The organism is Cellulosimicrobium sp. SJTW-1 (assembly GCF_047716875.1).
GTDB lineage: Bacteria > Actinomycetota > Actinomycetes > Actinomycetales > Cellulomonadaceae > Cellulosimicrobium > Cellulosimicrobium funkei.
The window spans coordinates 207,690-221,352 of the sequence record NZ_CP136680.1; the positions used below are offsets into that span (position 1 = coordinate 207,690).

Here is a 13,663-nt window from a genome sequence, read left to right on the forward strand (position 1 = left end):
TCAGACGACGGCTGCGCGGTGCTCGGTCGACGCGTCGGCGTCGGCGTGGTCGGTGACGGGGACGTCCTGCGGGCCGGTCCGGAGCACGACGAGCGCGACGTCGTCCTCGCCCGGCCCCGGCAGCATCCGCGTGAGCGCCGCCTCGACGACCTCCTCGATGGGCCCGCGGTGCGTGCCCTCCAGCGCGCGGGCGAGGTCGGCCAGGTCGTCGCGCAGGTTGTGGCCGCGACGCTCCACGAGCCCGTCGGTGTACAGCACGAGCGTGTCGCCCGGGTAGACCTCGACCGTGTGCTCGGTGCGCGCGGTGCCCGGCGAGAGCCCCAGCGGCAGGTCGTTGCGCCGCGTCAGCGTGTCGACGCGGCCGTCTGCGCGGACGAGCATGGGCGGCAGGTGCCCCGCGCTCGTCCACCGCACCGTCCGCGTCCCGCGGCGAACCTGCTCCGCGGTCTGCTCGATGCGCGCGACGACCAGCGTCGCGATCGCGCCGCTCCCCAGCGCGAGCCCCTGCACCGCCGCGTCCACGCGCTCGAGGACGCGCGCCGGCGACTCGCCGCTGTCGTAGCCGATCGCGCGCACGAGCCCGCGCAGCTGCCCCATCATCACCGCCGCCGCGAGGTCGTGGCCGACGACGTCGCCCACGACGAGGGTCGTCGCGCCGTCGGGCGTCACGAACCCGTCGTACCAGTCGCCGCCGATGTCGCGGTCGAGCGCGGCGGGCTGGTAGTGCACGGAGACCTGGAGGTGGTCCGGCTCGGGCGGCTCGGTGAGCACCGCCTGCTGGAGCGCGAGCGCGACCTCGCGCATCTGCGCCGTCTGCTCCTCCGAGCGCTCGGCACGCAGCCGCAGCGCGTCCATCGTGGTCCGCAGGCGCACGGCGTCGCGCAGCGCCGCCCCGACCGTCGCGGCCAGACCGGCGAGGTATCGCGCGTAGTCGCGGTCCCAGGGGCGCATCGGGCTCGCCCGGAGCACGAGGATCCCGGCCACGCCGCCGCGCAGGGCGTCGCGCAGCGGCTTGACCACGAGGCCCTGCGAGACGATGCGCTGCCGGGTCCGGAACACCCGCTCGACGAGGCGGGTCTCCGCGGCGCTCGGCCCCGGGCCGACCGACCCGACCTCCCGGGGTCGCCCGCCCCGCACGTCGTAGAACGCGGCGCGTGCGACGTCGGGGCTACCGGCCAGGACGTCGAGCACCGGGCGGCCGAACGTCGCCAGGTCGGTGAACGTCGTCGGGAGCGCGCCCTGGAGCTCCCCGAGCATCGCGAGGCGGCGCTGGTTGACGACCGCCAGGGTCGTCTCCGTCGAGATGTCGAGCACGCCCACGATGCGGCCGTCGTCGTCCCGCAGCGGGCTGTAGGAGAAGGTGAAGAACGTCTCCTCGTCGTAGCCGGAGCGGTTCATCACGAGGTGCAGGTCCCGGTCGGACGACGCGCGCCCGGTGCGCAGGACCTCGTCGAACAGCGGCCCGACCTCGTCCCAGATCTCCGCCCACACCACCGCCGCCGGGGCGCCGAGCGCGCCCGCGTGCTTGGCCGTGCCGAGCATCTCCTCGTAGCCGTCGTTGTAGATCAGCGTGAGGTCCGGCCCCCAGACGAGCATGACGGGGAAGCGCGTCGAGAAGCACAGGCGGACGGCGTGGCGCAGCGCCTCGGGCCACTCGTCGGGCGGGCCCAGCGGTGTCCGCTCCCACGCGACCTCGCGCGCCTGCCGACCCACGGCGCACTGCGCCGTGGCGTCGACGAACCACTCGGCATCCATCCGCGCATCGTAGGCGAACGGCCGTCGCCCGCTCCCTGGACGGCGTCCGCCCGTGCGGGCGGACGGCCGGTCTCGCGCGGCGGGTCCACCCGTCGGCCGACGCCGCAGGTCGGCTAGGGTGTGCGCGGCCCGACGGCGGCCACCGGACCGCGGGCGCTCGCCCGCGCCGGCCGACAGGACCGACATCGACAGGGGTGTGGACGTGCAGCGCAACCTCGTCCACGTGTTCGACGTGACGGGCGCGGACCCGGCGCTGCTCGACGACGAGCCGACCGTCCGCCGCTGCCTCGACGCGATCGTCCGCGAGGCCGGGATGACGCCGCTGGGGGAGGTGTCCCACCGCTTCGAGCCGCAGGGCACGAGCGTCGTGCTGCTGCTCGCGGAGTCGCACCTCGCCGTGCACACCTGGCCTGAGGACGGCACCGCCTACGTGACCCTCACGACGTGCCGCGCCCCGGCGTCGGCCACGTTCACGGACGACGTGCGCGCGCTCCTCGCCGAGGAGCTCGGCGCCACCGAGGTCGCCGTGCGGAGCCTCGCGTGAGCCGGACGCCCCGCCCGCGGCTCGCGATGCGCGTCGGCGAGGACCTCGTGGGCGCCCCGCCGCAGCGCGCGACGCCGCGCGCCGTCGCCGTGCTCTCGACCGTGCACGGCGGCTCCACGTTCACGTGGGAGGAGTGGCAGCTCCTCGCCCACGACGGCTCCGACGTCTGGGTCGAGTACGACCACGACACGCGCGACGTGACGCTCCTGCGACCGACGGAGCCGTGGCCGCCCGTCGTCGACCTCTCGGGCCTGCGGACCGGCCGGACCCTCGGGCTGACTCTCGAGGGGCGGCAGCACACGCTCACGGTGCGCGAGCACGGGACGGGGCGCGTCGAGCACGTCGAGGGGCAGTTCGCCGAGCCGTTCGCCGTCGGGCAGGAGGTCGAGTACGTCGACCTCTCGGCCCACGGGGCGATCGTGTCGATCGAGCGCACGACCGGACCGCTCGGCCCCGTCACGTCCGTCTACCACGGGCGCCGTCTCGACAGCGCCGAGCAGAAGCGCCTGTTCGGCCGCCGCGTCGCGCCGCGCACGGTCCCCGGCGGGCGGTTCGTCGCCTTCGCGGTCGCGGCGGTCGTGCTGCTCGGCCTCGGGTCGTGCGCGGCTCGCGCCGCCTCGGGCAGCGCGTCGTGCACGCCCCGCTCCGTCGTCACGACGTCGCCCACCACCGGCCAGGTCGGCACGACCGACGACGGCACGTGCGTGCGGCGCACCGTCTACGGCGGGGGCGGCGGAGGGCTCGGCAAGTGACCCGCCCCGCGCCCGGTCGTCCCGCCCCCGAACCCCTGCACCCGTCCGCCCGTCCCACGACCCGAACCCGGGAGACCCCGTGATCTCTGCCGCCGCCCCGCTGGCGTTCCTCTGGTCCTTCTTCTCGACCGTCCTCTACTCGGTGCTCGGCATCGTCCTGCTGCTCGTCACGCTCGTGGTCGCGAACAAGGTGTTCCGGCTCAACCTGCACCGCGAGCTCGTCGACGAGCACAACGTCGCGTTCGGCGTGATGATCGCGGGCCTCGCGGTGGCGATCGGCCTCATCATCGCGGGGACGATCAGCTCCTGACCGTGCTCGACCAGCAGGAGGTCCCGCCCGGCGGCCCGCCGGGGGCGGACGCGGCCGCGGACCGCGACGCGCCCGCCGGGCGCTCGGGGGCGCGCCACCTCGACCGGCCGACCGTGTTCGCCGCCGCGCTGCTCGTCGCCGTCGGCGGGCTCGTCTACGAGCTCATCCTCGGGACGGCAGCGTCGTACCTGTTCGGCGACTCGGTCGTCGCGTTCTCCGTCGCGACGGGGCTCACGCTGTTCGGCATGGGCCTCGGCTCGCTCCTCGCGCCGCGTCTGCAGCGCACCGCGGGGCTGAGCTTCGTGCGCAACGAGCTCGTGCTCTCGCTCCTCGGCGGGACGTCGGTGCTCGCGCTGTTCTGGGCGTACGCCGCCACCGAGCTCGCGTGGGTCGTGTTCGTCGTGCTGTCGCTCGCGATCGGGACGGCGATCGGCGTCGAGATCCCGCTCCTCGTCGCGGTGCTCAAGGAACGGGGGAGCGAGGGATCCGTCTCCCTGCTGTCGAAGGTGCTCGCGCTCGACTACTTCGGGGCGCTCGCCGCCTCCCTGCTGTTCCCGTTCCTGCTGCTCCCGTACCTCGGCCTCGTGCGCACGGCGTTCGCGGTCGCGGTGCTCAACGTCGCCGTCGCGGGGTTCATGCTCGCGCGCATGGGCCACCCGCCGCGGTGGTCGGTGCTCGCGGGCGTCACGCTCGTCGTGCTCCTCGCCGGGTTCGCGGCGTCGTCGTGGCTCGAGGCGCGCATCAGCGCGGGGATGTACCAGGACCCGGTCGTCGCGCAGGAGCGCAGCGCCTACCAGCAGGTCGTCGTCACGGAGTACCGGGGCGACACGCGGCTCTACCTCGACAACCAGCTCCAGTTCTCCTCGGTCGACGAGGCGCGCTACCACGAGACGCTCGCGCACGCGGCGATGACGTCCGTCGCGGCGCCCGCGTCCGTCGCGATCCTCGGCGGCGGCGACGGCCTCCTCGCGCGCGAGGTCCTGCGCTACGGCTCGGTCCAGGAGGTCACGCTCGTCGACCTCGACCCCGCCGTCACCGACCTCGCGCGCGAGAACCGGCTCCTCACCGCCGTGAACGAGCACGCGCTCGACGACCCCCGCGTCACGGTCGTCAACGCCGACGCGTTCCGCTGGGTCGAGGACACGCCGCAGACGTTCGACGTCGTGCTCGTCGACCTCGTCGACCCGTCCTCCGAGCGCGTCGCCAAGCTGTACTCGCAGGAGTTCTACGGCATGGTCGCCGCGCACCTGCGGCCCGGCGGCGCGTTCGCGACGCAGGCGACGTCGTCGTACTTCACGCCCGACGCGTTCTGGCAGGTGGTCTCGACCGTCCGCGCCGCGGCTCCCGGGCGCACCGTCGTGCCGCTGACCGTCAACGTGCCCTCCTTCGGGGAGTGGGGCTTCGCGCTCTCGCTCCCGGGCGGACCGGCCGACGTCGTGCCCGGCCCCTTCGCGCGCACGCCCCTCCCGGACGGGCTGCGCTTCCACGACGCCGCGTCCCTCGCGGCGACCACGCGCCTCCCGGCCGACAACCCGCCGCGGGACCTGCCGCCGTCGACCCTGCTGTCCCCGACGGTCCAGCGCACGTACCAGGAGGACATGCGCGCCTGGCGCTACTGATGCGGCGGCGCCGGCGGGACGACGTCGGTCGTCAGAGCACGGAGGGGAGCTGGTCGCGCGACGTGATGCCCAGCCTCCGGAAGTTCCGGTCGACGTGGTTGTCGACGGTGCGCCTCGCCGGCGGCGAGGGCCGTGCGACCGTGGCCGCGCAGCAGGCGGACGGCGGTCGCGTGGGCCTGGACGCCGTGCAGGACGAGGCCGCGGGCGCGCGCGGCCCCGGGGCGCTCACGGGGCGGTCAGGCGCGTGTCCGCTGCCGCTGCGCGCGGGCCTGCGCGTCGCGGTAGACCCGCAGCCGCTCGACCTGGAGCTCGCCGAGCGTGGGGGCGTCCACCTCGTCGGCGAACGCCTCGGAGAGCTGGCGGAGGATGTCGGTCTCGAGGTCGTCGAGCTCCTCGAGCCGACGGCGGTCTCCCGGGCTCAGCAGGGGCCACGTCTCGGTGTAGGTGGGTGCGTGCTCGCTCACCTGCCCATGGTCGGCTCTCCGGCGCGGTCTCGCAGGTCGACGGTTCCCGTCAGGCGGCGGGGCGGGTCACCGCCGCGAGCGCGTCGAGCGCGCTGAACGGGTCGTCCGGCCGGGCGGGGTCGGCCGTCGTGGCGACGAGGACGACGCTCGACACCCCGCCCGCGCCGAGCTCGGCGAGCCGCGCGCGGAAGGTCTCGGGCGCCCCGACGACGGCGAGCGCGTCGACCCACGCGTCGGGCATCGCGGCGGCGAAGTCGTCGGGGGTGGCGCTCGCGTCGCGCAGGGCGCGGAAGTCGTCGGCGAAGGGCAGCGGGTCGATCTGGGCGGACCAGTCGGCCTCGCCGAGCACCGCGAGGTAGGGCCGGACGATCGCGCGGGCGGTCGCGACGTCGTCGTGCACGGCGCCGACGGAGAAGGCGACGACCCGGTGCGCGGGCGGGGCCGCGTCGCCGGCGCTCGCGCGCCCGGCGTCGATCGCGGCGCGCGCGACGGCGAGGTACTCGGTGGTCACGGGCATGTCGAGGATGGTCCCGTCCGCGACGCGGCCGGAGACCTCGAGCGACCGCGGGCCGCGCACGCCCGCGAGCACGGGCGGCGGCGAGGCGGGCGGGGCGTGGAGGGCGACGTCGTCGACGGACACGTAGCGGCCCGCGACGCTGACGCGCTCGCCGTGCAGCAGCGCGCGCACGGTCGCGGTGGTCTCCTCGAGCATCGCGAGCGGGCTCGCGGGCCACACGCCGATCTGCCGCATCCACCCCGGCATGCCGTGCCCGAGCCCGAGGTGCAGGCGGCCGGGGTGCAGGGCGGCCAGCGTGCCGGCCTCCATCGCGGTGGTCGACGGCGCACGCGTGGCGGCGGGCAGGATCCCGATGCCGACGGTGAGGCGCTGGGTCGCGGCGAGGACCGTCGCGGCCTGCGCGATCCCGCCGTGGAAGGTGAGGTCCTCGACGACCCACAGCTCGTCGAGGCCGACCTCCTCCGCGCGGCGCGCGAACGGCACGATGAGGTCGGCGGGGAGCTCGCGCGGGAGGATCACGCCGAGCGCTGGGGTCGTCGTCGAGGTCGCCATGCGGCGACCGTACCGTGATAGCGCTCCCACCCGTGACGACGTGCGGCTCTCCGGGACAAAAGTCCTGGCCGGGAGCGCCCCGGCCCGCCTACGGTCGGGCCATGACCGCGCTCGACGACGCCGCTCTCGCCGCCCTCGACACGCACCTGCGCTCCGCCGCGGACGCCGACGACTTCTCCGGCGTCGTGCGGGTCGAACGCCACGGCGAGGTGCTCCTCGAGCGCGCCTACGGCGTCGCGTCGCGCCGCTGGGGCGTCCCGGTCCGCGCGAGCACGCGGTTCGACGTCGCGTCCGTCACCAAGCTGTTCACCGCCGTCGCGGTGCTCCAGCTCGTGGGCGACGGCCGTCTCGGGCTCGACGACCGCGTCCACGACCACGTTGACCTCGCGGGCACGACGATCCCGCGCGAGGTGACGATCCGGCACCTGCTGACTCACACGTCGGGCATCGCGGACGACGCCGACGAGGAGGCGGGGGAGTCGTACGAGGAGCTGTGGGCGGACCGGCCCAGCTACTCCGTGACGCGCACGGCGGACTTCCTGCCCGGGTTCGTCCACAAGGAGCCGAACTTCGCGCCCGGCGAGGGGTGCCGGTACTGCAACGTCGGCTACGTCCTCGCGGGCCTCGCGCTGGAGTCCGTCACCGGGACGACGTACCGCGAGCACGTCCGCGAGCACGTGTTCGCGCGCGCGGGCATGGACCGCTCCGGGTTCTTCCGCATGGACGAGGCCGAGCCGGACGTCGCGGAGGGCTGGGAGCCCGTGCACGAGGGCCCGGACGACGACGGCCCCGTCACCGGGTGGCGGCAGAACGTCTACTCCTACCCGCCCGTCGGCTCGCCCGACGGCGGCGCGCACGTCACGGCGCGCGACCTCGCCCGGTTCTGGGCGGCGGTGCGCGGCGGCGAGCTCCTCCCGCCCGACCTCACGCGCGCGTTCCTCACCCCGCAGGTGCTGCACGACGACGGCACGGACGACACGGACGGGGACGAGCCCGCCCCGAGCGTGCACTACGGCTTCGGGCTCGAGCTCGAGCTGCTCGCCGACGGGTCGGTGCGCTCGGCGTACAAGGACGGCATCAACACGGGTGCGAGCGCGATCCTGCGCCACTACCCGGACCCGGTGGCCGCCGGGGACGGCGCCGACGCGCTCCCGCCGGCCGGGGCGCCGGGCGTGACGGTCGTCGTGCTGTCGAACAGCGAGGCGGGCGCCTGGGACCCGATCCGCCGCCTCGACGAGCTCGTCCGCGGCTGAGCGGGGCGGTCCCCGGCGCGTCCCGCGCCTCCGCACGAGACCTCCACACCCTCCCGGCCGCATCGGCGCTCGCGCCACGGACCGCTCGCCTAGGCTCGTGACCCATGCCCTCCGGACTCTCCGCCGCCCTGACGGCCGCCGTGCCCGCCGCCACGACGGCGGAGCCCGCTCTCGACGGCGTCGCCGGCTGGGCGGTCAACCTCATGGAGACGCTGGGCCCGGTCGGGGCCGCGATCGCCATCGCGCTCGAGAACCTGTTCCCGCCGCTGCCGAGCGAGATCATCCTGCCGCTCGCGGGCTTCACGGCGAGCCAGGGGAGCTTCGGTCTCGTCGAGGCGATCCTGTGGACGACGGCGGGGTCCGTCGTCGGCGCCCTCGCGCTCTACGCGGTCGGGGCGATCGTCGGGCGCGAGCGCACGCGGTGGATCGCGGAGCGCCTCCCGCTCGTCAAGGTCGAGGACGTCGACCGCACCGAGCAGTTCTTCCTCCGGCACGGCAGCGCGACGGTCTTCTTCGGCCGCTTCATCCCCATCTTCCGCAGCCTCATCTCGATCCCCGCCGGGGTCGAGCGCATGCCCCTGTGGAAGTTCACCGCGCTCACCACCGCCGGCAGCGCCGTGTGGAACACGATCTTCGTCTACGCCGGGTACGCGCTCGGCGAGCAGTGGCACGTCGTCGAGGAGTACGCGGGCGTCCTGCAGAAGGTCGTCATCGCCGTCGTCGCGGCGGCGGTCGTGTGGTTCGTCGTGACGCGCGTCTGGCGCTGGGTGCACGACGACGAGCGGCCCGCCCACGCGCGCGGCCGTCGGGACGCGGCGCCCGCGCGCGACGAGGCCTGACCACCGCGTCCGCCCGCGGCGGCGCCTGACCACCTCGGCCCGACGTCCGGCGGGCCGGGCGTCCCGCCCGCGCGGTGCGCGGCGCCGTGGCGGATGATCGGAACGTGCCCGCCCCGACCGAACGGCCCAGCGTGCCCGTGCGCGCGGCCCACGTCGCGCCCGCCGCGGGCGCCGGTCCCGGGGCCGCGTCGTGATCCTCTCGCTCCTCGCCGCCGTGGCCGCGAGCCTCCTGTACGCGGTGAGCACGATCATGCAGGCCGTCGCGACGCGCCGGGCCCACGGTCTCGCGGCCGTGGCCCAGCCGCTCGTCGTCGGCGGGCTCGTGGTCGACGGCGTCGGCTGGCTCCTCTCCCTCCTCGCCCTCGACCACCTGCCGCTGTTCGTGGTGCAGGCCGTCGTCGCGGCGTCGCTCGTCGCCGTCGTGCTGCTCGCCCGCCTCGTGCTCGGCGCGACGCTGCGCCGCACGGACGTCGTGTCGATCGGCGTCGTCGTCGCGGGCCTCGTGGTGCTGGCGCTCGCGGCGGGGGAGCAGCCCGCGACGCACCCGCCGGCCGGGTTCACGACCTGGGTCAACGTCGCCGGGGTGGTCGTGGCGGTCGGCACCGCCGCCGCGTACCGGCGCGGGCACCCGGTGCTGCTCGCCGTTCTGGGCGGCCTCGGCTACTCGGTCGCCGCCGTGGCGGCGCGCGGCGCGCACGCGTCCGGCGACCTGCTCGACACCGTGCTCCAGCCGCTCGCCCTCGCGATCGTGCTCGGCGGCGTCGCGGGCGCGCTCGCCTACCTGCGCGCCCTGGAGCGGGGCGCGGTGGGGACGGTCGCCGCGACGGTCTCCGTGATCGAGGTGCTCGCCCCGGGGATCGTCGGGCTCGCCGTGCTCGGCGACGTCGTGCGGTCGGGCTGGGCGGTGCCCGCCGTCGTGGCGACGCTGGCCGCCGTCGGGGGGTGCGTCGTGCTCGCGACGAGCCCGGCGAACGCCGCGGCCGAGGAGGGCGCGCCCGCGGCGACGGAGCCCGAGCCCGCCTAGGGTGGGGCGGGTCGGTCGACCGGGGCAGCCCCGTCGGCCCGGCGCCGGGCGGTCACCCGGCCCGCACCGAGGAGGGGCACGATGCGCACACCGTTGGACGTCCTCACGCTCGACGAGCTGCGCCGTCGGACGTCGGTCAAGTGGCGCACGTTCGCGCCCGACGTGCTGCCGCTGTTCGTCGCCGAGATGGACGTCGCGCCGTGCGACGCCGTCGTCGACGCCGTGACGGCCGCCCTGCGCTCGGGCGACACCGGGTACGACGTCGGCACCGCGTACGGCGAGGCGTACGCGCGCTTCGCCCGGCGCCGCTGGGGCTGGACGCTCGACGCGGCGACGTCGCGCACGCTGCCCGACGTCATGGTCGCGATCGTCGAGGTGCTGCGCGTCCTCACGTCCCCGGGCGACGCGGTCGTCGTCAACCCGCCCGTGTACCCGCCGTTCTACGGCTTCACCGCGAACGAGGGGCGCCGCGTCGTCGACGCGCCGCTGGGCACCGACGGGCGGCTCGACCTCGACACCCTGGAGCGGGCGTTCGCCGACGCGACCGGCGTCGCCGCGAACGGTGACGGCCCCGGGAGCGGGCGCCGCGCCGTCTGGCTCGTGTGCAACCCGCAGAACCCGACGGGGACCGCGCACACGCGCGCGGAGCTGGCGGCCGGCCTGGCGCTCGCCGCGCGGTACGGGGTGCGCGTCGTGGCGGACGAGATCCACGCGCCCCTCACGCGGCCCGGGCTCGACGGGCGCCCCGCGACGACCCACACGCCGCTCCTCGCCGTCCCCGGGGCGGGATCCGCCGTCGCCATCGTCTCCGCGTCGAAGGCGTGGAACCTGCCGGGCCTCAAGGCGGCGGCGGCCGCCGCCGGCCCGGACGCCGCCGACGACCTGCGGCGCATCCCCGAGGAGGCGAGCCACGGCGTCCAGCACGTGTCCGTGCTCGCGCACGTCGCGGCGCTCGACCACGGCGAGGCGTGGCTCGACGACGTCCTCGCGGGCGTCGAGCGCAACGCGTGGCTCCTCGCCGACCTGCTCGCGGAGCACCTGCCCACGGTGCGCTACCGGCCCGGCGAGGCGACGTACCTCGCGTGGCTCGACGCGCGCGGTCTGCCCGGCCCGGCGGGTGCGGACCCCCGGTCGTGGTTCCTCGACCGCGCGCGCGTCGCGCTGGAGGACGGGCGCCGGTTCGGCCCCGGCGGGCAGGGGCACGTCCGCCTCAACCTCGCGACGGGCGTCGACGTGCTCACCGAGGCGGTCGAGCGCATGGGCGCGTCGGTGCGGGGCGTCTGAACGTCGCTCGACCACGACCGACGAGTTCTCGGCCCTCGGCGGGTCAGACCTCCGACCACGACCGCACGACCCACCGGAGCACCCGATGCCGTTCGAGCCCGTCCTCCTCGACCACACGTTCACCGCGCCCGTCGGCGTCGACGTCAAGGGCGACACGTGGCCCTGCGTGGAGGTGCCCGGGGCGCGCGAGCTCTTCGGGTCGCTGCGCGCGGTCCGCGTGGACGCGACCGTCGACGACGTCGCGCTGCGCAACGTGGGGCTCATGCCGACCGGGTCGGGCGGGCTGATGCTGTCGCTCAACGCGGGCGTGCGCAAGCGACTCGGCAAGGACGTCGGTGACACGGTCGTGGTGCGGCTGGAGCGCCGCCTGAGCTGAGGCGCGCCGCCGCGCCTGCCCTGTCCGGGCATGGGCAGTTGTCCCCATCGCGGCGGCCGACCCGGCCGCGTACCGTCGGCGTGCGACCGTCGAGGACGAAGGCGTCGACGCGTGCGCGTGAGGGGACGCGCAGGGGCGGGAGGGGACGGCATGAGCGGGATGTGGGGCGCCGACGTCCGTGCGCTGCGCGCGCTCGCGTCCGGCCTGCGCTCCGGCGCCGACGCGCTGCGGACCCACCGCGCGCAGGTGGCGGCCGTCGTCGAGGCCGCGACCCGGTGGGACGGGCCCGACGCCGCGCAGTTCCGCAGCGAGTGGGCCACCACCCTCGGGCCCTCGCTCACCGGCACCGCGAGCCTCCTCGACGCCGCGGCCGACCGCCTCGCGACGGACGCCGACCAGCAGGAGTCCGCGAGCGCCGACGGCGGCGCCCTCGCGGGCCCGGGCGGCGCACCCACGTCCGGCCCGGGCGGGCCGCAGCAGACCGTCCCCACGCCGACGCCGGGCGAGTACGCCGCGATGGACGCGGGCGAGCGCGCCGCGTGGCTCGAGGACGCGACGGACGTGCAGGTCGCGGCGCTCTACGACCAGATGGTGCGGCTCGGCGTCGACCCCGACTCCCCAGGGTTCGCGGAGCTCGCCGTCACGCACTGGACGCGCGTCGCCGCGGGCGAGGCGGGGTTCGACTTCGCCGACTGGGACCCGTCCGCGGGGGCGTCCGCCAACCGGGAGATCATCGAGAGCGTCTACACGTACTACGGCGAGCTCTACCTGGACAACCCGTGGATGCAGTGGGCCGGCATGGCCGCGATGATCGGGCCGTCGTTCGCCGCCGGGTTCTTCGACCTCGACATGATGCGGCAGCTCGCGCAGGGCGTCGCGAGCGGCGCCCGGGCGCTGCCGCCCGGCGTCGACCGGGCGGCGCTCGAGGCGATCGCGACGATGTCGGACGCCGAGCTCGGCTTCTACGAGAACCAGTTCCTGTCGATGCAGCGCGAGATCTTCGTGGACCAGGCCGTCATGCACGAGGCGTACCTGAACGGCGGTCTGGAGGAGATGGAGCGGCTGCTCGAGGCCGGCGTCATCGACCGCGCCGCGTACCAGGCGTGGGCGGACGTCGAGGCCGGCCGGGCGGGCGACGCGCAGGCGCTCGCGGACGGCAACACCGCGCTGCTGTGGCGCGAGCAGAACCAGATCATCGCCGACGACTGGCAGACCATGCGCGACCACCCGGTCACGGGCGAGGCGTTCACGTACCTCATGACGCTCGTCGGCGAGCCGTCGATCCCCGACGCGGGCACGTACGCGCAGCACGACCCCTTCACGGTGAGCGTCGAGACGCCCGGCCCCGAGAACATCGGCATCCCGTTCACGGGCATCACGTTCGACAACCCCGTGCAGGGGACCGTGACGGTCGAGACCCCGCTCCCGGGCGGCAACATCGCCGACCAGGCGACGCGCTGGGAGTACATCGCGAACGACACGCTGCCCGCCTACCAGCAGCTCGTCACGCAGCACCCGGACCAGGCGGCGCAGATCATCGGCACCGACGTGTCCGACCGGATCGCCGACTACCGGCTCACGAACCCCGCCCGCATCGGGCGCATCCTTGACAGACTGACCGAGTGGGACGTGGACGTGGACCAGTGAGCCGGGGGTTCCGTCGCGCGCACGGGACGGCGCCGAGGGCCGGCGTCGCCGCGGTCCTGCTCGCGGGCGCGCTCGCCGGGTCTCTCGTGCTGGCGGGGTGCACCGTGACGTTCGGCGACCCGGACGACGCGGCCACCGGACCGGGCGGGACGACCGCCCCGGGAGGCCCGACGGCGTCGGGCGGGGCGGTCGTCGAGGGCGGCGGGGGCGCGACGGGCACGACGACGATCGACGACATCGAGAGGGGCGAGACCGTGCGCTGGGACGTGAGCAGGCCGATCACCGCGGAGTCCGTCGGGCTGGGCGAGTCGATGGCCGTCGTGCAGGTGCCGGACGGCGCGGCCGAGGTCGAGCTGACGCTCCCCGACGGCACCTGGACGACGACGGCCGAGGAGCTGACGATCCAGCCCCGGCGCGGGTACGTGAGCGCGATCAACGTGTTCCGCACGCTCTCCGGCGGCCAGGCCGTGCACGACCAGCTCGTGGCCGACGCGCAGGTGCTGGGCTTCCCGCGGTCGCAGGTCGACCGGTGGCTCGACGAGCTGCCCGCGTCGCTCGACGCGTCGCGCTCGGGCGGTACGCGGGCCCGCACGGGCATCAACGGGTCGAACGGCGACGTCGAGACGTCCGTGCAGATCAGCCACGAGCCCGGGCCGGGGGGCGACGCGTCGGTGCGGCTCTGGTACGTGATCAGCCCGGTCACGCCGGACTGACGCGCGCCACGACG

14 protein-coding genes are annotated in these 13,663 nt (G+C 75.6%); 11 read left to right on the forward strand and 3 right to left on the reverse strand.

Translation table 11 applies throughout. The features are described from left to right. Window positions 1–1,755, reverse strand: a complete 1,755-nt coding sequence (locus tag RSE42_RS01035) for a SpoIIE family protein phosphatase (protein WP_415297657.1) — start codon at window positions 1,753–1,755, stop codon at window positions 1–3. A gap of 202 nt (window positions 1,756–1,957) precedes the next feature. On the opposite strand from RSE42_RS01035, the gene speD reads away from it, so the two are divergent. From speD to RSE42_RS01055, 4 genes are all read left to right on the forward strand, one after another. Beyond that, window positions 1,958–2,299: an adenosylmethionine decarboxylase gene (speD, locus tag RSE42_RS01040; protein ID WP_198163127.1), complete on the forward strand. Its 342-nt coding sequence runs from the start codon at window positions 1,958–1,960 to the stop codon at window positions 2,297–2,299. Next, entirely contained in the window at window positions 2,296–3,051 is a 756-nt protein-coding gene (locus RSE42_RS01045; RefSeq protein WP_137279957.1) for a DUF4178 domain-containing protein, read from the forward strand. Before speD ends, RSE42_RS01045 begins: the two co-directional genes overlap by 4 nt. A gap of 79 nt (window positions 3,052–3,130) precedes the next feature. Beyond that, window positions 3,131–3,361, forward strand: coding sequence for a DUF350 domain-containing protein (locus tag RSE42_RS01050; protein ID WP_034656213.1), 231 nt, complete (start codon window positions 3,131–3,133; stop codon window positions 3,359–3,361). 2 nt (window positions 3,362–3,363) lie between these two features. Further along, window positions 3,364–4,980, forward strand: coding sequence for a polyamine aminopropyltransferase (locus tag RSE42_RS01055; RefSeq protein WP_415297658.1), 1,617 nt, complete (start codon window positions 3,364–3,366; stop codon window positions 4,978–4,980). Between the two features lie 236 nt (window positions 4,981–5,216). On the opposite strand, the gene RSE42_RS01060 is transcribed toward RSE42_RS01055, so the two are convergent. Together RSE42_RS01060 and RSE42_RS01065 are read right to left on the reverse strand one after the other, a co-directional pair. Then, a complete protein-coding gene (locus RSE42_RS01060; protein WP_175008826.1) occupies window positions 5,217–5,444 on the reverse strand; it encodes a hypothetical protein in 228 nt (75 codons plus the stop codon). Between the two features lie 49 nt (window positions 5,445–5,493). Then, the gene (locus RSE42_RS01065) at window positions 5,494–6,513 is read right to left on the reverse strand and encodes an LLM class flavin-dependent oxidoreductase (protein ID WP_415297659.1); all 1,020 of its coding nucleotides are present in this window, start codon (window positions 6,511–6,513) and stop codon (window positions 5,494–5,496) included. Window positions 6,514–6,614: 101 nt separating this feature from the next. Here RSE42_RS01065 and RSE42_RS01070 point away from each other — a divergent pair, with 101 nt between their 5' ends. From RSE42_RS01070 to RSE42_RS01100, 7 genes are all read left to right on the forward strand, one after another. Next, entirely contained in the window at window positions 6,615–7,766 is a 1,152-nt protein-coding gene (locus RSE42_RS01070) for a serine hydrolase domain-containing protein (protein WP_415297660.1), read from the forward strand. Between the two features lie 104 nt (window positions 7,767–7,870). Next, a complete protein-coding gene (locus RSE42_RS01075; RefSeq protein ID WP_415297661.1) occupies window positions 7,871–8,605 on the forward strand; it encodes a DedA family protein in 735 nt (244 codons plus the stop codon). Between the two features lie 190 nt (window positions 8,606–8,795). Further along, window positions 8,796–9,629, forward strand: a complete 834-nt coding sequence (locus RSE42_RS01080) for a hypothetical protein (RefSeq protein ID WP_085386832.1) — start codon at window positions 8,796–8,798, stop codon at window positions 9,627–9,629. A gap of 81 nt (window positions 9,630–9,710) precedes the next feature. After that, on the forward strand, window positions 9,711–10,913 hold the full coding sequence (locus RSE42_RS01085) for a MalY/PatB family protein (RefSeq protein ID WP_415297662.1): 1,203 nt from the start codon (window positions 9,711–9,713) through the stop codon (window positions 10,911–10,913). A gap of 85 nt (window positions 10,914–10,998) precedes the next feature. Next, complete coding sequence (locus tag RSE42_RS01090; RefSeq protein WP_043652182.1) at window positions 10,999–11,289, forward strand: DUF1905 domain-containing protein; 291 nt, start codon at window positions 10,999–11,001, stop codon at window positions 11,287–11,289. A 150-nt stretch (window positions 11,290–11,439) separates the two neighbouring features. After that, entirely contained in the window at window positions 11,440–12,936 is a 1,497-nt protein-coding gene (locus tag RSE42_RS01095) for a WXG100 family type VII secretion target (RefSeq protein ID WP_415297663.1), read from the forward strand. Next, complete coding sequence (locus RSE42_RS01100) at window positions 12,933–13,649, forward strand: hypothetical protein (RefSeq protein WP_415297664.1); 717 nt, start codon at window positions 12,933–12,935, stop codon at window positions 13,647–13,649. The genes RSE42_RS01095 and RSE42_RS01100 overlap by 4 nt, the downstream gene beginning before the upstream one ends. The last annotated feature ends 14 nt before the right edge of the window (window positions 13,650–13,663 follow it).

Coding starts and splice junctions, on each gene's coding strand:
- RSE42_RS01035 (WP_415297657.1), bottom strand. CDS start 1,755: ATGGATGCCGAGTGGTTCGTCGACGCCACGGCGCAGTGCGCCGTGGGT.
- RSE42_RS01065 (WP_415297659.1), bottom strand. CDS start 6,513: ATGGCGACCTCGACGACGACCCCAGCGCTCGGCGTGATCCTCCCGCGC.
- RSE42_RS01070 (WP_415297660.1), top strand. CDS start 6,615: ATGACCGCGCTCGACGACGCCGCTCTCGCCGCCCTCGACACGCACCTG.
- RSE42_RS01075 (WP_415297661.1), top strand. CDS start 7,871: ATGCCCTCCGGACTCTCCGCCGCCCTGACGGCCGCCGTGCCCGCCGCC.
- RSE42_RS01085 (WP_415297662.1), top strand. CDS start 9,711: ATGCGCACACCGTTGGACGTCCTCACGCTCGACGAGCTGCGCCGTCGG.
- RSE42_RS01090 (WP_043652182.1), top strand. CDS start 10,999: ATGCCGTTCGAGCCCGTCCTCCTCGACCACACGTTCACCGCGCCCGTC.
- RSE42_RS01095 (WP_415297663.1), top strand. CDS start 11,440: ATGAGCGGGATGTGGGGCGCCGACGTCCGTGCGCTGCGCGCGCTCGCG.